The 21,969-nt window shown below is 64.0% G+C and carries 17 protein-coding genes; 4 read left to right on the forward strand and 13 right to left on the reverse strand.

Translation table 11 applies throughout. The annotated features are described in order from the left end of the window. Nucleotides 1-5 precede the first annotated feature (5 nt). The 3 genes from O4H53_RS11020 to O4H53_RS11030 all read right to left on the reverse strand — a co-directional run bounded on the left by O4H53_RS11020 (nt 6) and on the right by O4H53_RS11030 (nt 2,119). The gene (locus O4H53_RS11020) at nt 6-1,130 is read right to left on the reverse strand and encodes an aminotransferase class V-fold PLP-dependent enzyme (RefSeq protein WP_269363764.1); all 1,125 of its coding nucleotides are present in this window, start codon (nt 1,128-1,130) and stop codon (nt 6-8) included. Between the two features lie 81 nt (nt 1,131-1,211). Then, the gene (locus O4H53_RS11025) at nt 1,212-1,667 is read right to left on the reverse strand and encodes an Lrp/AsnC family transcriptional regulator (protein WP_269363765.1); all 456 of its coding nucleotides are present in this window, start codon (nt 1,665-1,667) and stop codon (nt 1,212-1,214) included. Continuing rightward, nucleotides 1,664-2,119: an Lrp/AsnC family transcriptional regulator gene (locus O4H53_RS11030; RefSeq protein ID WP_269363767.1), complete on the reverse strand. Its 456-nt coding sequence runs from the start codon at nt 2,117-2,119 to the stop codon at nt 1,664-1,666. Before O4H53_RS11030 ends, O4H53_RS11025 begins: the two co-directional genes overlap by 4 nt. Before the next feature lie 134 nt (nt 2,120-2,253). Between O4H53_RS11030 and ilvC the strand changes: the two genes are divergently transcribed. The 3 genes from ilvC to O4H53_RS11045 all read left to right on the forward strand — a co-directional run bounded on the left by ilvC (nt 2,254) and on the right by O4H53_RS11045 (nt 5,291). After that, nucleotides 2,254-3,276 carry a ketol-acid reductoisomerase gene (ilvC, locus tag O4H53_RS11035; protein ID WP_067287576.1) on the forward strand — a complete coding sequence of 341 codons (1,023 nt, stop codon included), beginning with the start codon at nt 2,254-2,256 and terminating at the stop codon, nt 3,274-3,276. Nucleotides 3,277-3,469: 193 nt separating this feature from the next. After that, nucleotides 3,470-4,387: a DMT family transporter gene (locus O4H53_RS11040; RefSeq protein WP_269363770.1), complete on the forward strand. Its 918-nt coding sequence runs from the start codon at nt 3,470-3,472 to the stop codon at nt 4,385-4,387. Nucleotides 4,388-4,742: 355 nt separating this feature from the next. Then, nucleotides 4,743-5,291, forward strand: a complete 549-nt coding sequence (locus O4H53_RS11045; RefSeq protein ID WP_269363772.1) for a hypothetical protein — start codon at nt 4,743-4,745, stop codon at nt 5,289-5,291. A 10-nt stretch (nt 5,292-5,301) separates the two neighbouring features. On the opposite strand, the gene glmM is transcribed toward O4H53_RS11045, so the two are convergent. From glmM to O4H53_RS11085, 8 genes are all read right to left on the reverse strand, one after another. Beyond that, nucleotides 5,302-6,660 (reverse strand): phosphoglucosamine mutase, encoded by a 1,359-nt coding sequence (glmM, locus tag O4H53_RS11050; protein WP_269363774.1) that lies wholly within the window; start codon nt 6,658-6,660, stop codon nt 5,302-5,304. After that, nucleotides 6,653-7,666: a dihydropteroate synthase gene (gene folP, locus O4H53_RS11055; RefSeq protein ID WP_269363776.1), complete on the reverse strand. Its 1,014-nt coding sequence runs from the start codon at nt 7,664-7,666 to the stop codon at nt 6,653-6,655. The genes glmM and folP overlap by 8 nt, the downstream gene beginning before the upstream one ends. After that, nucleotides 7,663-8,586, reverse strand: a complete 924-nt coding sequence (locus tag O4H53_RS11060) for a dihydroneopterin aldolase (RefSeq protein WP_269363778.1) — start codon at nt 8,584-8,586, stop codon at nt 7,663-7,665. The genes folP and O4H53_RS11060 overlap by 4 nt, the downstream gene beginning before the upstream one ends. Nucleotides 8,587-8,696: 110 nt before the next feature. Then, complete coding sequence (locus O4H53_RS11065; protein WP_269363780.1) at nt 8,697-9,338, reverse strand: cell wall hydrolase; 642 nt, start codon at nt 9,336-9,338, stop codon at nt 8,697-8,699. A 120-nt stretch (nt 9,339-9,458) separates the two neighbouring features. Next, complete coding sequence (locus O4H53_RS11070; RefSeq protein ID WP_269363782.1) at nt 9,459-12,017, reverse strand: putative PEP-binding protein; 2,559 nt, start codon at nt 12,015-12,017, stop codon at nt 9,459-9,461. A 115-nt stretch (nt 12,018-12,132) separates the two neighbouring features. Beyond that, on the reverse strand, nt 12,133-14,448 hold the full coding sequence (gene glyS, locus O4H53_RS11075; protein ID WP_269363784.1) for a glycine--tRNA ligase subunit beta: 2,316 nt from the start codon (nt 14,446-14,448) through the stop codon (nt 12,133-12,135). A gap of 451 nt (nt 14,449-14,899) precedes the next feature. After that, on the reverse strand, nt 14,900-15,424 hold the full coding sequence (locus O4H53_RS11080) for a DUF6446 family protein (protein ID WP_269363786.1): 525 nt from the start codon (nt 15,422-15,424) through the stop codon (nt 14,900-14,902). Continuing rightward, a complete protein-coding gene (locus tag O4H53_RS11085; protein WP_269363788.1) occupies nt 15,421-16,359 on the reverse strand; it encodes a glycine--tRNA ligase subunit alpha in 939 nt (312 codons plus the stop codon). The genes O4H53_RS11080 and O4H53_RS11085 overlap by 4 nt, the downstream gene beginning before the upstream one ends. A gap of 157 nt (nt 16,360-16,516) precedes the next feature. On the opposite strand from O4H53_RS11085, the gene O4H53_RS11090 reads away from it, so the two are divergent. Beyond that, nucleotides 16,517-18,310 (forward strand): serine protease, encoded by a 1,794-nt coding sequence (locus tag O4H53_RS11090; RefSeq protein WP_269363790.1) that lies wholly within the window; start codon nt 16,517-16,519, stop codon nt 18,308-18,310. Between the two features lie 537 nt (nt 18,311-18,847). Here O4H53_RS11090 and O4H53_RS11095 read toward each other — a convergent pair. Both O4H53_RS11095 and O4H53_RS11100 read right to left on the reverse strand, forming a co-directional pair. Then, nucleotides 18,848-20,446: a 5-guanidino-2-oxopentanoate decarboxylase gene (locus O4H53_RS11095; protein WP_269363793.1), complete on the reverse strand. Its 1,599-nt coding sequence runs from the start codon at nt 20,444-20,446 to the stop codon at nt 18,848-18,850. Continuing rightward, the gene (locus O4H53_RS11100; protein ID WP_269363795.1) at nt 20,446-21,894 is read right to left on the reverse strand and encodes a TrkH family potassium uptake protein; all 1,449 of its coding nucleotides are present in this window, start codon (nt 21,892-21,894) and stop codon (nt 20,446-20,448) included. The genes O4H53_RS11095 and O4H53_RS11100 overlap by 1 nt, the downstream gene beginning before the upstream one ends. Nucleotides 21,895-21,969: the final 75 nt, after the last annotated feature.

Here is a 21,969-nt window from a genome sequence, read left to right on the forward strand (position 1 = left end):
GGCGGTCAGAGAACCTTGTCCACCACCGCCCGGAGCCGCGCAAGCGTGGTATCCACGTCATAGAGCTTGTCCAATCCGAACAGCCCCAGCCGGAAAGTGCTGAACCCTTCGGGCTCGCCCACCTGCAAGGGCACACCCGCTGCGATCTGCATGCCCTGGGCGGCAAAGGCGCGGCCGGACTGGATTTCGGGATCGTCGGTATAGCTCACAACCACACCCGGTGCGCCAAACCCTTCGGCGGCAACCGACACAACACCCTTGTCGCGCAGCATCCCGCGCACGCCCTCGCCCAGACGCCACTGCGCCTCCTTCAAACGCGCAAAGCCGTAGTCCCGCGTTTCCAGAATCGTATCCCGGAAGGCGCGCAGCGCATCGGTCGGCATGGTCGCGTGATAGGCATGACCGCCATCCTCATAGGCCTTCATGATCGCGCGCCATTTTGCCAGGTCGATGGCGAAACTGTCAGACCGGGTCTCTGCCAGCCGCGCCTCGGCATCCCGGGACATCATCACCAGCCCGGCAGAGGGCGAGGCCGACCAGCCTTTTTGCGGGGCGGAGATCAGCACATCCACCCCCAGCGCCCGCATGTCGATCCAGGCACAGCCCGATGCGATGCAGTCCAGCACCATCAGCGCACCGACCTCATGCGCGGCCCTGGCCATGGCGGCAATGTAATCATCCGGCAGGATCACACCCGCTGCAGTTTCCACATGCGGCGCAAAGACCACCTGCGGCCTGTTCTCCGCAATCGCGGCAACCACATCCTCGATCGGGGCGGGTGCAAAGGGGCTGGCCGGGGCATTGCCCTGCGCGCGCGCCTTCATCACCGTGACATTCCCGGTCAGATCGCCGCTTTCGATGATCTGGCTCCAGCGGTAGGAAAACCAGCCGTTGCGCACCACCAGCACCTCTGCCCCGCGGGCGAACTGGCGTGCCACCGCCTCCATCGCATAGGTGCCGCCACCGGGCACCAGAGCCACCGCATCGGCCTGATAGACCTCGCGCAGCATCGCCGAAATGTCGCGCATCACCTGCTGGAAGGCCGCCGACATGTGGTTCAGCGAACGGTCGGTAAAGACCACCGAAAATTCATCAAGCCCCGCAGGGTCCACGGAATCGAGCAATGCCATCGTCAGGTTCCTTCTGTAAGATCATGCACCGGTCTTAGGCGGCGATGACGCGCTTGGCAATTCCCGCCAGGCAAGGCGTCGTCAAAGCGGCCCCGGCAGGCGCTCCTCGCTCAGCAGCACATTCGCCTCGACCTCGCCCGCACCGGGCAATGTCATGATGCGCCGCCGCAGGACCCGCTCGAAATCCGGCAGGTCGCGCGCAACCACCCGCAGGCGATAGTCATACATGCCCAGCACATGTTCCACCGTCTGCACCTCGGGAATCGCCACGACAGCACGTTCGAAATCCTCCAGCGAGACCCGCCCCTTGGTCGCCAGCTTGATGCCCAGAAAGACGGTTACGCCAAACCCCAGCGCCTCGGCGTTCAGCCGCAGCTGCCGCGCGCGGATGATCCCCGCCTCCTCCAGCCGCCGGATGCGCCGCCAGGTGGCGGGCTGGGACAGGCCGAAACGCTTGCCCAGGGCGCTGGCCGATTGCCGCGCGTCCCGCGCCAGCGCCCGGATCAGCTTGCGGTCGATGGCGTCCAATTCGGTCATAGCGGCAACGCGGCCTCCATCTTGATCCGCGCCACATGCATCAGCGCTTCGATATCCGCGATATGCGGCAGGGTCAGGATGCGGCTGCGGTAGATATCCTGATAATGCGCCATGTCGCGCGCGATGATCGACAGCCGCACATCGACCCGGCCAAGAAAGGTCTGCACCTCGATCACCTCCGGCACCTGCCGCGCCCTGGCCAGAAAACTGTCAAAGGCATTGCCCTGGGTCTTGTCCAGCGTCACCCGCAGCGACACCTCCACCGCATAGCCCAATGCGGCCCAGTTGATCACCGCCCCCACCCCGCGCAGCACGCCCGCCTCCTCCAGCCGCGCGATGCGCCGCGCGGTCTTGCCCGCGGTCATGCCGCAGCGCTCGCCCAGGTCCGCCGGGCTCAGCGTCGGCTCTGCCTGCCAGTAGCGCAACAATCGGCGGTCGACATCATCAAGCATGATTTTTCCGTTCTTTGCCAATTTGACGAATAACATTTTTCATTGTTCCCCAAATACACATAAAACATCAATGGCCACCAGCGCCAACATCCCTATGGTGCACCTCAGAATTCACCAACCAAAGGACAAGCGATATGCGCGTTTATTATGACCGTGACTGCGACGTGAACCTGATCAAGGACAAGAAGGTCGCCATCCTCGGCTATGGCTCGCAGGGCCATGCCCACGCCCTGAACCTGCGCGATTCAGGTGCCAAGAACCTCGTCGTCGCCCTGCGCGAAGGCTCCGCTTCCGCCGCCAAGGCAACCGGCGAAGGCCTCAAGGTCATGGGCATCGCCGAAGCCGCCGCATGGGCCGACCTGATCATGTTCACCATGCCCGACGAACTTCAGGCCGAAACCTACAAGAAATATGTCCATGACAACATCCGCGAAGGTGCCGCGATTGCCTTTGCCCATGGTCTGAACGTGCATTTCGGCCTGATCGAGCCGAAAGAAGGCATCGACGTGATCATGATGGCGCCCAAGGGCCCCGGTCACACTGTACGCGGCGAATACACCAAGGGCGGCGGCGTGCCCTGTCTGGTGGCCGTGGACAAGGACGCTTCCGGCAAGGCGCTGGAAATCGGCCTGTCCTATTGCTCCGCCATCGGCGGTGGCCGGTCGGGCATCATCGAAACCAACTTCCGCGAAGAATGCGAAACCGACCTCTTCGGCGAACAGGCGGTGCTCTGTGGCGGTCTGGTCGAACTGATCCGCATGGGTTTCGAGACCCTGGTCGAAGCCGGCTACGCGCCGGAAATGGCCTATTTCGAATGCCTGCACGAAGTGAAGCTGATCGTGGACCTGATCTATGAAGGCGGCATCGCCAACATGAACTACTCGATCTCCAACACGGCCGAATACGGCGAATATGTCTCCGGCCCGCGCATCCTGCCCTATGACGAGACCAAGGCGCGGATGAAAGCAGTGCTGAACGACATCCAGTCCGGTGCCTTCGTGCGCGACTTCATGCAGGAAAACGCCGTGGGTCAGCCCTTCTTCAAAGGCAGACGCCGCATGAACGACGAACACCAGATCGAACAGGTCGGCGCAAAACTGCGCGAGATGATGCCCTGGATCTCTGCCGGCAAGATGGTCGACAAATCCAAGAACTGATCGGTATGACCACCTGCGAAGCCCGGTTCTGACCGGGCTTCGCACCTCTCCCCCGGCGGGTCATGACAGCTGCGCGAAATGCCCCGGCTTTATCCCGCCGCCCCTGACCGGCATCATTCGACCGGGATCGAAGCATTCACCTTTGACATCGCCCTGATCCGGGCCCATCAGTGCATGAGCAAAAGGACAGCCCATGCATGATGCCCCAAGGATCACCACAACCAGCTGGTTGATGATCGCCCTGCTGGCCCTCATCTGGGGCGGCACCTTTCTTGTCACCGAAATTGCGCTGCGCGGCATCACGCCCTTCTGGCTGGCTGCGGCGCGCATCGTCTTTGCGACACTTGTGATGGTCGTGGTCTGGGGGGTGCGGGGGTTCAGGCTTTTCGCCAGCCCGCCCGCCGGTGGCGATCTTGTGGCCCTTGTCCTCATCGGGGCGCTCAGCGGGGCCGTGCCGTTTTCCCTGCTGGCCTGGGGCCAACAGCATGTCACCTCCGGCTTTGCAGGTGTCTCGATGGCCGCCATCGCGCTGATCGTCTTGCCGCTGGCGCATTTCTTTGTGCCCGGCGAACGGCTCAACACCCGCAAGGTGATCGGTTTTCTTCTTGGCTTTGCCGGGGTCTGCCTGCTGATCGGCAGCCGGGCTTTCGAGAGCAGCGGCACGGCGCTGGAACTGCCCGGCCGCCTTGCCTGCATCGCGGCGGCGGCCTGCTATGCCGTCAGCTCGATCCTGATGCGCCGCCTGCCTGCCGTGGATACCATCGGGCTGGCCGCGATTCTGCTGGTGATCGGTGCCACCCTGATCCTGCCCGCCGCCTGGGCCGTCGAAGGGCCGCCGCCACTGCCCGACCGCAATACATTGTTCGTGCTGGCCTTTCTCGGCCTTGTGCCGACGGCGGCCGCCAACCTGCTGCGGGTGACGGTGGTGCGCAGCGCCGGTCCCGTCTTCATGAGCCTGGTGAATTATCAGGTGCCGGTCTGGTCCGTGGTTCTGGGCGCGCTGCTGCTGTCAGAGCCCTTGCCCCCCGCCCTGATCGGTGCCATGGCGCTGATCCTGGCCGGCGTCGCCCTCAGCCAGTTTGGCGCGCTGCGGCGGCTGTTTGGCCGGTAAAGCGTCTAACGCTGCCTGAAATCAGGAATTTCAACAGGTTACGTGATACCTCAAGCTTCGGGTATTTCGTCAGACGCGATAGGCGAAACCCCGGATTTGGTGATTTTCCGTTTTCGCGCTATCCTGACCCTATTGATCGCACTTCGCATTACACCTGAACCACCTGACGCTGCCCGAGATCCTGGACTTCTACGCCTTGGGACATTTCGCCCGGATTTGAGCCGGTTCTGAACGCCTCGGACATGCGAAACCAACAGGTTAGACCGCATCGCGTGACCTCTCATGAACGCGACGCGACCTGAGCGACGACAGCGCCGCGAGGTATAAGCGAAAGGCATTCAGGAAGGGGGAAACCATGACTAGATTTGACAGAAGAGACGTCGTTTCAACGCTGACGGCCCTTGCCGTCGCGGGCTTTTTCACCACGCCGGACGCGGCAGAAGCCGGTGGCGAGGGGCGCTCGCCCTCCACTGCGACGCTGATCCTGCTGATTGTGACGCAGGTGCATTTGCTCGTGCTGTTCCTGGCCGTGCTGGTGATGACGCAGAACATCAGGAATGCCAAACTTGTGGCAGACAGCCGCGCAGCGGGCGGTGTGCCTGCCCGGCAACGTACCAAACGCGCGGCCAAGGTCGGCTCGGTGCGCCAGCATGGCGATGCGCTCTTTGCCGAGATGAGCAAGAACGGCGCGGCGGCCCTGGCCAAGGCACGTTCGGTAAGGCTCAGCATCCCGATCGCAGGCCAGAATGCCGCGGTGGAAACCACCCTGCGCAAAGCCAACAAAAGCAATACCGCCGCTTTGCAGGCCCAGAGGAAAGCGGCCCGCAACGCCAAGGTCGTGGGCACGCTTTATATGGATTCAATCGGCCTGATCATGGACATGAAGCGCGCAAGACTGGGGTGATTCGCCGCGATCAACCGTCAGCAGGCAGTGAAACCGCATCGCCCACGGCATCGACCACGCTGTCAACGGCCCGTTCCATCAGCGCCGCATCCTCATGTTCGGCCATGACGCGCACCAGCGGCTCGGTCCCCGATTTGCGGATCAGCAACCGCCCGCCGGTGGCAAGATCTGCCTCCGCCTGCGCGATGGCCGCCTGCACCGCAGCATCCTCCAGCGGGGTCTGACCCGCGCCGAAGCGCACATTCTTCAGCAATTGCGGCACCGGGTCGAACTGATGCAGCAATTGCGACGCCGCCTTGCCCGACTGGCACATCTCGGCCAGGAATTGCAGCCCCGCCATCAGGCCGTCGCCGGTGGTGGCATGGTCTGTCATCACGATATGGCCCGATTGTTCCCCGCCGAGGTTGAAGCCGCCCTTGCGCATCCGTTCCACCACATAGCGGTCACCGACATTGGTACGTTCCAGCCGCAGGCCGCGCCCTTCCAGGAATTGCTCCAGGCCAAGGTTGCTCATCACCGTGGCGACCAGCGCGCCGCCTGCCAGCTTGCCCTCGTCGGCCCAGCGTGCTGCCATCAGCGCCATGAACTGGTCACCATCGCCGACCATGCCGTTCTCGTCGATCAGGACAACCCGGTCCGCATCCCCGTCAAGGCAGATCCCGACATCGGCACCATGCGCCACGACCGCCTCTGCCGCCGCCTCCGGATGGGTCGATCCGCAGCCCTCGTTGATGTTGTGCCCATTGGGGGAAACCCCCATCGGCACCACCGTCGCCCCCAGTTCCCACAGGGCCATCGGCGCCACATGGTGCGCGGCACCATTGGCGCAATCGATCACCACCTTCAGACCATCAAGCCGCATCTGCCGGGGAAAGGAGGATTTGACCCGCTCGATATAGCGAAAGCGGCTGTCGTCGATCCGCTTGGCGCGGCCGATCTCGGGCGCCTGCACCATCTCGACCCCGTCGGCCACCAGCGCCTCGATCTCGGCCTCCGCCTGATCTGACAGCTTGTAGCCGTCGGGACCAAAGAACTTGATCCCGTTGTCATGCGCGTGATTGTGGCTGGCCGAAATCATCACCCCCAGATCGGCGCGCATCGACCGGGTCAGCAAGCCCACTGCCGGCGTCGGCACCGGGCCCAGCAGCAGCACATTCATCCCCGAACTGGTCAGGCCGGCGGTCAGCGCGTTTTCGAACATATAGCCGGACAGCCGGGTGTCCTTGCCGATGACCACCCGGTGCACCCCCTTGCTCTCGCGGCGAAAGTACCGACCCACCGCCGCACCGATGCGCAGCGCCATTTCGGCGGTCATCGGATAGATGTTTGCCGTGCCGCGCACGCCGTCGGTGCCAAATAGCTTAGTCATCTCGTCGTCCTGATATTGCCGCACGCCACAGCGTGATTGCCTGCAAGGTATCTGCCACGTCATGAACCCGCAATATCTGCGCCCCCTGCGTCACCCCCGCCAGAGCCACGCCAATCGACCCGCCTGCGCGGGAACCCGCCAAAGGCGCGTTCCCAAGTGTCCCGATGAAACCTTTGCGTGAGGCGCCCAGCAGAATCGGCACGCCCAGACCGTGAAACAGGCTGAGCCCCGACAGCAGCGTCAGGTTGTGCTCCAGCGTCTTGCCAAAGCCGATGCCGGGGTCCGCGATGATCCTGTCACAGGCGATGCCCGCGCCCTCCAGCACCGCGATCTGCGCTGCGAGGAAATCATAGACATCCAGCAGCACATTTTCATACTGCGGGTTCTTTTGCATCGTGGCCGGGTCCCCCAGCGCATGCATCACGCAGACAGGCACGCCCGCCCCTGCCGCCACGCCGGCCAGTGCCGGATCATAGGTAAAGCCCGAAACATCATTGATCAGCCCCGCACCGGCCTCCAGCGCGGCCTCTGCGACACTGGCCTTGCGCGTATCGACAGAGATCAGCACGCCGGTCTCGCGCAGCCCGGCGATGATCGGGACAACGCGGCGCGCCTCCTCTTCGGGGTCCACCGTCACCGCGCCGGGCCGGGTCGATTCCCCGCCCACATCGAACAGGTCCACCCCCGCATCCCGCATCCGCAGACCCGCCGCGATGGCATCATCCGCCGCCGCATGCAGCCCACCGTCGGAAAAACTGTCCGGCGTCGCGTTCAGGATGCCCATGACACGGGGCTGGCCCATGTGGAGCCCGCCAACCGGGGCACGCGGCGCAGACAGCGCCGCCAGCGGCTCTGCCGGGATCTCCTGCGCCGGGATGACGCGGGATGGTTCTGTCCGCGACAGGGCTTCGGCATGGGTGAACCATGCCCAGCCCCCGGCAAGCGCCACAGCCCCTTCCGGCCGGGCCGGGCCGACCTGCGCCAGCGGTCGGTAATAGACCCTCACAGCTTTGCCTGGTCCAGCGAGACACCGCGCAGGGGGACGGATGCGCCCTCGGGCAGATCGGCCCCCACCACCAGCATTTCCTCCGCATCGAAGGTCGCGGCGAACCATGCGGCCAGCGCCACGGCGTCATGCGGTTGCGCCGAGGGGGTATCGACGGAATCAAGTACGATCTTGGATGGCGCCCAGACGCAGGTCTGGCCGTTGCGCATCGCCCAGTCCAGTTCGGTCCGGGTGGCGACCACCACGCAGCGGTCGTCGCGGGCCGCAAGCACCCAGGCATTCTGCTCGATCGCCAGCAGGTCGATCCGCCGCTGCGCCATGCGGTGCGTGAGCTGCGGTGCCGCCACATCCGGGGCCCCCACACACAGGATCAGGGGCCGCCCCAGTTCTTCCAGCTGGTCCAGCCAGCCCGGCAGATGGGGCGAGGCGATGGCGGCATTGCTGAGATAGACCAGTTCGGGATGCGGCGCGTCACCGGGGGCGACTTCTGCCGCCGGGGCATCGCCGCGCGCGCGCACGATCTCGACGCCAAGGGCACCGGGGCCGCGGTCCAGCTTCTCGATCCGGATAAAGGCACGCACCGCCTGCGGCTCCAGCAGAATGCGGTCCGCCACCCGTTCGGCAAGGGTTTCCAGCAAGGCCAGCCGTTCCACCGCCAGTTCGGCGGCAATCGCCTCTGTCACGCGGTCATAGCTCAGGATGCGGTCCACATCATCATCGACCGGCCCGGTCAGCGGCTGCACCTCGACCACCACGTTGAAGCAGATGCGCTGCCTGACGCCGCGCTCGGCCTGAAAGGCGCCGATCTCGACCTCGACAATGTGATTGCGCAGGGAAATGCGGTCCAGCGGGTCCGCCCCGGCCAGGGCATCGGCCCGCTCGGAGGGATGGGCAAAGGCAAGGCGGGCTTCTTTGGACATGGCAGGGCTTTCGGATCATGCGGCTCGGACAGGGGTGACTGAGGTATTTCTACCGCGTCACCGCGTCCTTAGCAGCCTGCAATCCGTCAGGCCAGCACCCGAAAACGGCGTCAGTTGGACGCCGACCGCCAAGTATGACGATAAAACAAGTGCACGCCAATCTGCGCGGTTCTGGTATAGACCTTGCTCCAGCGCGGACGCACGGCAGTGGTGTGGTAATGCGTGGCACCGTTTGTCAGCGCAGGCACCTTGCCGTCGATGGTGTATTTGGCAACCTTGGCCACCCGGGCAAAGGCCTTGGGCTCCGCGATGACTTCCTTGTTGCCGTCACAGGTATAGGTGAACTGGCATTGGTACTTCTTGCCGGTGCCCTGGTGGATCACCCCGCAGAAAGACCCCGGGAAACGTCCGCTCTTGACGCGGTTCTTGATCACTTCGGCAACCGCGAACTGGCCCTTGACCGTCTCGCCGCGCGCTTCGAAATAGAGCGCCTCGGCCAGACAGCGCCATTCAGACGACCCGTTCGCCCTGGGCTGTGCATCCAGCCAGGCCTTGGAGAATTTCACATCCCCCTGCGCACCCTCCGGCGCGCTGACGAAAGACTTCAACCGTTTCGCCCCGGCAGATTTCAGACCATTGGTTTCGAGCCGTGCAAGTTCTTCTGCCTTCTCCGCATTGGCATGTGCCGCGACCGGCACCATCAGCATGAGCGAGAGCAGCAGAAAGCTGGCAGTGGAAAGAAACAGACGCATCCTGCGCCCCCATTATGTTATTTCGGTTGGGGCGGGCCTAGCCAAGAATGGGCCGCGCGTAAACCCATCGGCCCGTGCGACATATTGGACGTCAAGTACTAGATGGCGGAATACCGCCTGCTACCCGATCTTGTGGCCGATCGCCAATTGCGCGGCCGCCAGCCGTGCAACCGGTACGCGAAACGGCGAGCAGGAAACATAGTCAAATCCCACCGCACGGCAAAAAGCGATTGATTCGGGGTTGCCGCCATGTTCCCCGCAGATCGACAAGGTGATGCCCGGACGGGCCTTGCGGCCACGTTCCGCGCCCAGTTGCAGCAGCTCCCCTACCCCGTCCGTATCAAGCACGTGAAACGGGTCTTCCGGGAAAACGCCCTGCTGGACATAATTCGACATGAACCGCCCCGCATCGTCGCGCGACAGCCCATAGGTCATCTGCGTCAGGTCATTGGTGCCGAAGCTGAGAAAGGAACAATGGGGCGCGATTTCACCTGCCCGCAGGGCGGCGCGGGGCGTTTCGACCATCACGCCGAGGCGATAGGTGAACTGCACCCCGGTTTCATTGCGCACGGCGGCAGCAATGGCATCGACGGAGGTCTTGATCAGCTCCACCTCGCGGCGGGCACTGACCAGCGGGATCATCACCTCGGGCACCACCGGCTCGCCATCGCGGCTGGCGGCAATGGTCGCCTCAAAGATCGCGCGGGCCTGCATCTCGTAGATTTCCGGCACCGTCACGCCCAGGCGCACACCGCGCATCCCCAGCATCGGGTTGTATTCGCTCAGCCCCTCGACCCGCCGGATCACGTCGGACAGGGGCAGGTTCAGCGCCTCCGCCAGCTCGCGCTGGCCGGCCTTGTCACCGGGCAGGAATTCATGCAGCGGCGGGTCGAACAGCCGGATGCAGACCGGCTGGCCCTGCATGATGCGGAACAACTGGGTAAAGTCGTCGCGCTGCATCGGCAGCAGCCGCTCCAGCACCGCGCGCCGATCCTCCCCGGTTTCGGCAAAGATCATCTCGCGCATCACCGTCAGGCGGCCGGGATCAAAGAACATATGTTCCGTCCGGCACAGCCCGATGCCATGGGCGTTGAAATTGCGCGCGGTCTGGGCATCGGCGGGGGTGTCGGCATTGGCACGGATCTTGATGTCCGCCACCTCCTCGGCCCAGGTCATCAGCCGGTTGAAAGTATCGTCAAGCGCCGCTTCGCGCATCTGGGCGGCCCCGGCCAGCACCTGACCGTTGGAGCCGTCCACGGTGATCTCGTCCCCGGTGGAGAATGTCCGCCCGTCCGATGCGGTGATCTGGCCCTTGCGCAGGTTGAACCGCATGTTGGAGGCCCCCACCACGCAGGGCAGGCCGATGCCGCGCCCGATCACGGCGGCATGGCTGGTGATGCCGCCCCGCTCTGTCAGCACGGCGGCGGCGGCATGCATGCCGCGAATGTCCTCGGGCGAGGTTTCGCGCCGGATCAGGATACAGGCTTCGCCCCGCGCGGCACTTGCCTGCGCCTCTGTCGCGGTAAAGACGATCTTGCCGGTGGCGGCACCGGGGCTGGCGGCGATGCCGCGCCCGATCACGTCGCGCTTGGTGCGCGGGTCCACCTGCCGGTGCAGCAATTCGGTCAGCGTGCGGGGCTGCACCCGCATCAGGGCTTCCTCCCGCGTGATGATCTTGTCATCCGCCAGGGCCACGGAGATGCGCACCGCCGCCCGCGAGGACCGCGCCACGCGCACGCCGTCCAGAATATGCAGGCGCCCGTCCTCGATGACGAATTCCACCTGCATTTCCTCGCGCAGCTTCCTGCGCATCAGGGCGGCATGTTCGGTCAGCTCGGCAAAGGCCTCCGGCGCCAGTTCCTCCAGCGACTCGCCGCGCGGGTCCTTGGTCAGGTACAGCGCTGCCGCATCGCCTTCCAGCGCGTCGCGCCCCTGCGACTGGCTCAGGTAGCGCCCGGTGATCTGCGGCGCGCCGGTGTCGCTGTTGACCAGTTGCAGCACGCCAGAGCCGCATTGCCCCGAGCCGACGCCAAAGGCCATTTCCTGCACCACCAGCCCCAGCCCGGCATCGGCCGGCGCGCCCTTGGCCTGACGCAGCAGGCGGGCCGATGTGCCGTTCCAGGCCCGCGCCATCGACCGCAGCACCGCCGAGAGCTGGGTGGTGCGGTCCTGTGGAAAGGCCTCTTCCGTTTCCTGTTCATAGGCCTGCAGCGACTGCGCCAGCGCGGCGCGGCCATCGCCGTTCACATCGTCGAACATGTCCGGGTCCAGCCGCGCCACATTGACCGCGTAGGATTGCACGAAACGGGTATAAAGCCCGGCGGCGGCCTCTTCGCCCAGGGATTTGGACAATTCCTTGAGCCGCGCGTCATTGATCCCGATGTTCAGCACCGCCCCCGGCCCGCCCCAGTCCGGGTCTTCGCTGGAGGGGCGCACGCAGAGCATGGCATCTTCGGGGAATTCCGCCACCACCGCATCGACATTGGGCAATTGCGCGTCGCCCAGCCGGTGTACCGCGTCAAAGGACAGGGCAACGGTGCGCGGCACCGGCAGGTCCAGACGCACCAGCCGTTGCAGGCATTTGGCGCGGCCACCGTGGCTTTCGTTGGCGATGGGCGCGGTGGCCGTGACGAGGGTGGTATCGGGATTATTCTGCACTGCAGCACCTTTGGGTTTCATCGCAGCATAGGGCCTTGCGGCTTAGTGGCAAGAGTGACGATGGGCTGGCGCTGTCTCGCGGGGAACCGCTGGCGGGGGATCGCCCTCCCCGGGTCGCCCCGGGGAGGATGGGCGCTTAGCCCTCGATCTTCGTCAGATCCGCGACGGAGGTACAGATGCTGCGGATCCGGCTGAGCAGGTTCAGGCGGTTGCGGCGCACCATGCCATTGTCGGAATTGACCTGCACCGCTTTGAAAAACGCATCAATCGGGTCACGCAGGGCAGCCATGGCGGACATGGCGGCGGCAAAGTCCTGCGCCTCCATCGCCGGTTTGATCTGCGCCTCTGCCTGATCGAGGGCCGCAAACAATGCACGCTCCGCGTCGTCTTCGGCGTATTTGATGTCCGCGCCAAAGGAATATTCGACGCCATCGGCCTCTTCCGCCTGGGTCAGGATGTTGTTCGCGCGTTTGAAGCCCTGGATCAGGTTCTCGCCGTCATCGGTTTTCAGCGTCTCGGAGAGGGCTTTGGCACGATTGACGAGAAGGGTCAGGTCGTCATTGCCGTCCATCGCGATGCAGGCGTCGATCACGTCGTGACGGATGCCCTGATCCTTGAGGTAGACTTTGAGACGGTCGTGGAGGAAGGCGAGGAGGTCCGGAACTACCCAGCTACATGTTTGTAGCTTATTAGGCCCGATCCTTCCAATTTCCGTGCTTTCCAACTCCTCGAAAAGATCCATTCCTTCTTTAAAGGGCAAAGGTTGCTTCTCATAGTAGGTTGCGAAATCGTTTCGGCTATCGCGACTCTCCGCCCAAGCAATTGAAGTTTCAGAGGAGACAATTACACGGTGTGTTCCGTAGGGATCATTCCATTTCGCCCAGTAAACCCAACCTGCACCTGCTCCAATTTTCTGGTGCAGGCGCGCAACTGCCGCTCGGACTATGGATTCGACAGGAACGCTCAGCCCATTCTCCACGAGCACCCGAATAACCCCCAACGCCGCCCTGCGCAGCGCAAAGGGGTCCTTGCTCCCGGTGGGCTTCTCATCAATCGCCCAGAACCCGGTCAGCTTGTCGATCTTCTCGGCCAACGCCACGGCCACCGACACGGGCGCGGTCGGCACATCGTCGGACGGCCCCAGCGGCGCGTAATGCTCTTTGGCCGCTGCCGCCACCGCGTCGGATTTGCCCGCCGCGCGCGCATAATAGCTGCCCATCAACCCCTGCAATTCGGGGAATTCATAGACCATCTCGGAGGACAGGTCCGCCTTGGCCAGACGCGCGGCCTCATAGGCCTCGTCGGGGTCCGCGCCGACCATCGGGGCCAGTTCACGGGCCAGTGTCGCCATGCGATCGATCAGCTCGGCCTGGGTGCCCAGCTTGTTGTGGAAAGTGACGTTTTCCAACGCCTTGACCCAGGTCTCCATCCCCTTTTCGGATGTCGCCACGCGCAGGTCGTTTTCCCAAAAGAACTTGGCATCCGACAGCCGCGCCGACAGCACCTTTTCATTGCCCGCCAGAATGGTCGCGCCCTCGTCCGCCGTGGTGCGGTTGGCAACGGTGATGAACTTTTCGATCCGGCCGGTCTTGGGGTTCTTCACGGAAAAGAACTTCTGATGCTCGCGCATGGAGGTTTGCAGCACCTCCGGCGGCAGGTCGAGGAAATCATCCGCAATCGGCCCCATCAGGACCACCGGCCATTCCACCAGCCCCGCAACCTCGGCCAGCAGGCCCGCATCCTCGACCACCTCCATCCCGGCGGCAAAGGCGGCATTGGTGGCGTCGTGCCAGATCGCATCGGCGCGTTCCTGCGGATTCAGCACGACAAAGGCGCGCTTCAGCTTTGCCTCGTAATCCTCGAACCCTGCGACCGTGATCGCGTCAGGCGCCAGAAAGCGGTGGCCGCGCGTGCTGTTGCCCGCCGTGATGCCATCAACCTCAAGCGGAACGACGGTCGCGCCGCCCTCATCGCTCATCAGGCAGATGATGGAATGCAGCGGGCGCACCCATTTCAGCGTGCCATTGCCCCAGCGCATGGATTTCGGCCAGGGGAAATTGCGGATCGCCTGTTCCAGCACTTCCGCCACGATGTCAGCAGCCGGGCGGCCCGGTTTTTCGATCCGGGCGAAAAGGATGTTGCCCTTGGGCGTTTCCCGTTCTTCCAGCTGGTCGCGGGTGACACCGGCACCGCGCAGGAAACCTTCGATGGCCTTTTCAGGCGCGTCGGCCTTGGGGCCCTTGCGTTCCTCCACCGTGCGGGGGCTGGCATCCAGCATCCCCTCAAGCGCCAGCGTCAGGCGGCGCGGCGTGGAAAAGGCGGCGGCATGGGCATAGGTCAGACCGGCCTCGACCAGACCATCCGTGACCAGCTTTTGCAGGTCGGCGGCGGCACGTTTTTGCATCCGGGCGGGGATTTCTTCGGAGAAGAGTTCGATCAGCAGGTCTGGCACAGGTCACACTTCGGTTGGGAACGTGGCCGAGGGATAACGGGCGCATCCCCCGCCGTCCAGACCCCGCCGCGACCCCGGGGCGGCTTTTGCCGGTGTTTCCGCCTTGGGGCCGCTGATCCGGGGCGAATCTCGTGGTTCCCGTCGCCGCGCCTGTTGTTCTCAAGACAGTGGCGATCTGCCTCAAAGATCTCCCGAAACGCTGCTGACTCAAATGCTTCCGCCACCTCACCGCAGGTTGCGCGAAAACCTTCAGCCCATTCAAACCCTTCGTCGATCCGGCATGCGCAATCGCTTGGCTCGGATGGATACAGACACCACCCAAATGAAGACATGTCAAAAATGACATGTCTTCATTTGCGGCTGCGGTTGATCTGCCTCCGCGCCCCAGGCCAGCCTTCCAGATGTTCGCAGGACCGGGGCATGTTCAGCGTTCAGACGAGCCGAGCCGCACCTATTGCGTCACAGACGACGGCGCGGGCGGGCATTCCTCGCCCACCACGGTGCCATCATAGGCCTTTTCACCGCAATCGTTCAGCTCGTGCCAGACATAGCCCTGCCCGTCTTCGGTGATCGCGACGATGCGGTCCACGCCGTAATGGACGTTCTTCTGCCCCATGAAGGCCAGCGCGCGGCCCTCCTCCAGCGCTGCTCCGATGGTGGCGGCGTCAAAGCAGGAAAACCAGCCCGGCGCATTGCGCGGCGTGGCGCTGTCCAGCAGGACATAGCTTTCGGTCAGGAAAGGCAGGCTCAGCGGTGTGGTGAAACAGGCGCGGAACCGGATCGGCGAACTGTCGGCGTCGATGGCGGTGATCCCCTCGGCCGGGATGGCTTCGGGCTGCTGCGATGTCAAAGACACCAGCGAAACGCTGTCCTGCCGCACTTCGTCATAGAACCCGTAGACCTGCAGGTAATAAAGCACCCCGCCCGCGACCAATGCAGATACCAAGATGACAATCCCTATGATCTTGCCGCTCACGCCGCGTCCTCTGTCCAGCCGCCTGAGCGGGTCTGCACAAAGGCATCGGCGCACATCTTGGCCAGCGCACGCACCCGCCCGATATAGGCCTGCCGTTCCGTCACGCTGATCACGCCGCGCGCGTCCAGCAGGTTGAACATGTGGCTGGCCTTGATGCATTGGTCATAGGCCGGATGCGCCATGACAATGCGCTTGCCGGTCTTGGGGTCCTGGGCGGGCTGGTCGAGGATATGCCTGCAATGGGCTTCCGCCTCTTCGAACTGGCGCAGCAGCACCTCGGTATTGGCGGTGTCGAAGTTCCAGCGCGCATATTCCTCTTCCGTCTGCTTGAACACATCCGCATAGGTCAGCGGGATCGGCGCGTCGGGGTCGTTGAAGGGCATGTCCATCACGTGATCCACGCCCAGCACATACATCGCCAGCCGCTCAAGCCCATAGGTCAGCTCGCCCGAAACGGGGTGGCAGTCGTGCCCGCCGACCTGCTGGAAATAGGTGAACTGGCTGACCTCCATGCCGTCGCACCAGACCTCCCAGCCCAGACCCCAGGCGCCCAGCGTGGGGCTTTCCCAGTCATCCTCAACAAAGCGGATGTCATGCAGCTCCATGTTGATCCCGATCGCCTCAAGCGAGCCGAGATACAGCTCCTGCAGATTGGGCGGGCTGGGTTTGATCAGCACCTGATACTGATAGTAATGCTGCAACCGGTTCGGGTTCTCGCCATAGCGTCCGTCGGTGGGGCGGCGCGACGGCTGAACATAGGCCGCCGTCCAGGGCTGGGTGCCCAGGCTGCGCAGAGTTGTGGCAGGATGGAAAGTACCGGCCCCCACCTCCATGTCATAGGGCTGCAGGATGGCGCAGCCGTGGCGCGCCCAATAGCCCTGCAAGGCAAGAATGATTGCCTGGAAAGAACGCGGCGCATCGGGGTTTACGGACATTTGGAGGACCTCTTTCTATGCGCGCCATTCCTACGGCTGTCACCCTGGGGCGTCAATTGCGGCATTGTGATAAAATAGGAGACCATCAGCCATAGCATTCGTGGCGGTTTCCTGCTTATCTGCGCCGGATTTTGATTCAGTGAAAGTACACGCCCCGATGATCCGTCTTGTTCTGGCTGTTTGCGCCGCGACCCTGTCCTTTGCCCCCCCCGCGACCCGTCCCGTGCAGGCCCAGGCCGCAGACGAGGTTGTCTGGGTCCAGATCGAGGCGCAGCCCAGCCTGGCGGCGGCGACCGACCGGGCGCGCGCCTATACCACCCTGCTTGAGGATGTGAACGGGTTTTCACTTGGTGGCGGCTGGTACGGCATCGCAGTTGGCCCCTACCGCCGCTCGGACGCGGAACAGGTCCTGCGCACCTATGTCCGCGACGGGCTGGTGCCGCGCGACAGCTTCATCCAGCTGAGCAGCCGGTTCAACCAGCAGTTCTGGCCGGTGGGAGCCAATGTGCTGAACAGCGGGGTGATCGACACGCCGTCCACGGTGGTGACGACAACACCGGATGCGACACCGGAGGCAACACCGGAACCGCTGGCCGAGGCCCCCACCCCCGCGCCGGAGCCCGAACCCGCCGATGAGACACCGCAAGAGGCCCGCCTGTCCGAGCGTCTGCTTGACGCGCAGGAACGCCGCGATCTGCAGATCGCGCTGCAATGGGCGGGTTTCTACAATGCCAGCATCGACGGCGCCTTTGGCCGCGGCACGCGCAACTCAATGGCCCAATGGCAGGCCGCCAACGGCTATGAAGAGACCGGCGTGCTGACCACCCTGCAGCGCGCTGACCTGCTGAAGCAATATAACGCGGTGCTGGACGGGCTCGGCCTGCGGATGGTCCGGGACGACAAGGCCGGGATCGAGATCATGATGCCCACCGCAGAGGTGGCGCTGGACAAATACGAACCCCCTTTCGTGCAGTACAACAGCACCGGCGACATCGGCGCGCGGGTGCTGCTGATCAGCCAGGCCGGGGATCAGAACACATTGTTCGGCCTCTATGACATCATGCAGACCCTGGAAATCGTGCCGCTGAACGGCCCGCGCGACCGCAAGAACAGCTCTTTCGAGCTGATCGGCGAAAACGGCAGCATCATCAGCCAGACCCAGGTGTCGCTGGAAGATGGCCATATCAAGGGGTTCACGCTGATCTGGCCCGCAGGCGACGAGGAACGCCGCCGCCGGGTCATTGCGGAAATGTCGAAAAGCCTGATCCGTCTGCCCGGCGTGCTCGACCCCGCGGCGGGCAGCAACGAGGAACAGGCCATCGACCTGGTCGCGGGGCTGCAGGTGCGTCAGCCCAAGATCGCGCGCTCCGGCTTCTTTGTCGATGCCAATGGCAGTGTCGCGACCACCTCCGAGGCGGTGCAAGGCTGTGGCCGGCTGACCATCGACGGCGATACCGAAGCCGATGTGATCGCCAATGACAGTGCCAGCGGGGTCGCCATCCTGAAACCGCGCGAGGCGCTGGCCCCCATCGCGATTGCCGAATTCGGCATCGGTACCCCCCGCCTGCAATCGGAAATCTCTGTCGCGGGCTATTCCTATGAGGGCGTGCTGTCGGCGGCGACGCTGACCTTTGGCACGCTGTCGGACGTGCGCGGGCTGCAGGGCGAGGAGATGCTGCGGCGTCTGGCGCTTGGTGCACAGGCCGGTGACGTCGGCGGCCCGGTTTTCGATGCCAGCGGCAATGTCATGGGCATGTTGCTGCCGCGCGCCACCGGCGCGCAGGAATTGCCGGAGAACGTGAATTTTGCGGTGGATTCAGCGGTGATCGCGGAACTGGCCACAACGGCCGGCCTGACCCTGAAAGCGGGAGAGCGCACAGGCGCCATCGCACCACGTGACCTGCGCCTGAACGCGCAGGGGATGACGGTATTGGTCAGCTGCTGGGAATAACGCCTGGGGAGAGTCGGCTCGGAGTTTTCAAAAACTCCGGACCGATTTTTTCAAAAAAATCGTCTCAGTCTGCGATCCCGGACATAACGAAAACTGGCATCGGGCCATCCGCGCGGAATGCGCCCACGCCACCGCCCCGCACCGACAAACCCCGGCCATTTTCATGACACCCCAACCGGAGTTTTCAAAAACTCCGGACCGATTTTTTCAAAAAAATCGTCTCAAGCGGCGAAGCCGGACATAACGCAGACCGGCATCGGACCATCAGCGCGGAACGCCGCCCACGCCACCGCCCCGCACCGACAAGCCCCGGCCATTTTCATGACATCCCAACCGGAGTTTTCAAAAACTCCGGACCGATTTTTTCAAAAAAATCGTCTCAATTTGCGATGTCGGGAGTGACGAAAACCGGCATCGGGCCATCCGCCCGGAACGCCGCCCACGTCACCGCCCCGCACCGACAAGCCCAGGCCATTTTCATGGCACCCTAACCGGAGTTTTCAAAAACTCCGGACCGATTTTTTCAAAAAAATCGTCTCAATCTGCGATGTCCGGCGTGACGTAGATCAGCGTCGGGCCATCCGCCCGGAACGCCGCCGCCACGGCCGTCTGCAGTTCCGACAGGCCCGCCGGCCGCACCGTCCCCGCGCCAAAGGCCTCGGCCAGTTTCATGAAATCTGGGTTGCGCGCGACCACCGCGTTGGGCGCAATCTGCGCCCCCACCATGCTGGCCTCGATCGCGCCCAGTTTTCCGTTGTCCCACAGGATGATCGGCAGGCTGAGCCCCAGTTCCACCGCCACGCCCAGCTCGGCCATGGTATAATGGAACCCATAGTCCCCCATGATCGCCAGTGTCGGCAGGCCGGGCCGTCCGATGGCCCCGCCGATCGCCGCAGGCAGGGCATAGCCCAGCGTCCCGAAGCCATATGGATGGTGCCAGTGGCCCGGGCGGTCCATGTTCCAGACCTCCTTCGCGGCATAGGCAAACTGCGTCATGTCGGAATAGATCATGGCATCCTGCGGCAGACAGGCCTGCAAGGCCTCGGCCACCCGCAGGACACCGGGATATTCCGCATCCACCTCGGCACGCCATTTGTGCCGCGCCCGGGTGACCTCCTCCGGGGTCCAGCCGCTGCTCCGGGGGGCTTCCTCTTCCAGGGCCCGCTCCAGGGCAGCGAGGAAACCGGCAGCGTCAGACGGCACGTGCCAGGCCGCGCGCGCCGGGTCGGTGAGGCTTTCGGTATCCAGATCGACCCGCAACATCGGTGCGTCATGGCCAAGTTGCGCGCGCCACAGATCCACCTCGGCCAGTTCCGTGCCGACGGCGATCACGGCATCCGCCTGCGCGATCACCCCGGCGGACTCGGGCCGCGACAGGTAGCTGCCGAAATGCAGCGGTGCATCGGGGTCGATCACCCCCCGTCCGGCATAGGTGGTAAAGCTGGCCGCGCCCAGTTTGCGCACCAGCTTGCGGGCGGAATCGGCCCCTGCCCGCGCGCCCCCGCCGAAAATGAACATCGGCTTGCGCGCCCCGGCCAGCAGCTGCTGCGCTTTTTCGATGTCCATCGGCCGTCCCCCCGCAACAGGGGTGGGCGGCATCGGCGCGGGTGCTGCGGCTGCCGTCGCCTCCAGCTGTGCAATCGGCACCTGGATGTGCTTGGGACGCGGGCGTTTTGCGCTGAACTCGGCCCATGCCCGGTCAACCAGCGCATAGGCCGCCCCGGCGGTGCGCGCCTCCTCCGACCAGTCGCAGACGGTTTCCGCCGCGCCGCGCTGGTCCTTCATCTGGTGCAACTGCCCACGCCGCGCCGCCACCTCGTCCAGACAGGATGAGATCACCAGCATCGGCACCGAGTCGCTATAGGCCTGCCCCATCGGGGTCATGATGTTGCACAGGCCCGGCCCGGTGATCACATAGGCCACCCCCGGTTTCCCGGTGGCCCGGGCATAGCCGTCAGCCATGAAACCCGCCCCCTGTTCGTGGCGCGCCAGCACATGGGTGATGCCCGCCTCTTCGATGCCGCGGTACATTTCCTGATTGTGCACCCCGGGAATGCCAAAGATCACATCGACCCCGCGATCCTTGAGCATATGTGAAATCTGCGCACCCAATGGCCGCGTCGTCGTATCAGCCATCAGGCCCTCCAGAAACTTACCGTAAACAGAACGTAAACCACCATCAGCTCCAACCGGCCCAGCAGCATGGCAAAGATCAATATCCATTTGGCGGTATCGTTGAGACTGCTGAAATTGCCCGCAGGCCCGATGATATCACCCAGACCGGGGCCGATGTTGGCCAGTGCCGCCCCTGCCCCGGACACCGAAGTGACGAAATCCAGCCCCGTCATGCTCAGCGCCACGGAAACGAGGCCCAGTGTCACCACGAAAAACATGAAGAAGGACATCACCGACGAAAGCACATCCGGCCCCACCGGCCGCCCGTCATACCGCGGGGTGAAAATGGCATGTGGCGACCGGATCCGGCCCAGCTGCGCACGGATCGAGGCAAACAGAAGCTGATAGCGGAAAATCTTGATGGAACAGGCAGTGGAGCCGGCGCAGCCGCCGATCAGCCCGATGAAAAAGAACAGGGCGACCGCGAAGGGCCCCCAGGTCATGTAATCGACCGAGGCATAGCCGGTGCCCGAGATGATCGAGGTGATGTTGAACAGCGCCTCGCGAAAGCTCTGTTCCAGATGGTGCGGAAAGACATGTTGCAGCGTCAGGACCATCACCAGGACAAGCACCGCGATGGTCAGGACAAAGCCACGCACCTGCGGATCGCGGTGCAGCGCCAGCGGGTTGCCGTTGATCAGCTGGACGTAGCGCACAAAGGGCATCGCGGCGAGGACCATGAACAGGCTGGCCACATATTCCGGCGCCCCGGTGAACCGTCCGAAAGAGGCGTCGTAATTGGCAAAGCCCCCGGTGGAGATGGTGGTCAGCGCATGTACGGTCGCATCGAAGGTGTTCATGCCCAGGGCCAGATAGCTCAGCACGCAGGCCACGGTCAGCCACAGATAGATCACCGAGATCTGGGTGGCGATCTGCCCCGCGCGGGGCAGGATCTTGCCAAAGGTGTCAAAGGCTTCGGATTTGAAGATCTGCATGCCCCCGACCTTGAGTTCGGGCAGGAAGACCATGGCCACGACGATGATGCCGATCCCGCCCAGCCACTGCAGGATGCCGCGCCACAGCAAAAGCCCCTTGGGCAGCACGTCCAGCCCGGTCAGCACCGTGGCCCCTGTCGTGGTCAGACCCGACATCGCCTCAAAGACCGCATTGGTGAAACTGGACTGGGTTTCGCCCAGCATGAAGGGCAAGGCGCCGAAGATCGGCAGCATCACCCAGACGCCGGTGGTCAGAAGAAAGGTCTGCTGGATGGTCAGCCCCTGCCGGACCCCGTTTGCACAGGCCAGGGCCATCATGCCGCCTGCCGCCGTGGTGATCAGACCGGCTTCTACAAAGACGATGACATGGCCGCGCCCTTCGGCCAGATCCACCAGAAGCGGCACGATCATGGCAAGGCCCAGTACCCCCACAAGGAGGCCGACAACATAACCGACAGGGCGCAAATCCATCATGCGGCAGCGTTGGCGTCTGGCACTGGCGGTGTCAAGCAATCAACCCCCCGGACATGAAAACGGCCCGGCGTGCGG

Origin of the sequence: Sulfitobacter sp. G21635-S1, from assembly GCF_027213915.1 — a bacterium.
GTDB lineage: Bacteria > Pseudomonadota > Alphaproteobacteria > Rhodobacterales > Rhodobacteraceae > Sulfitobacter.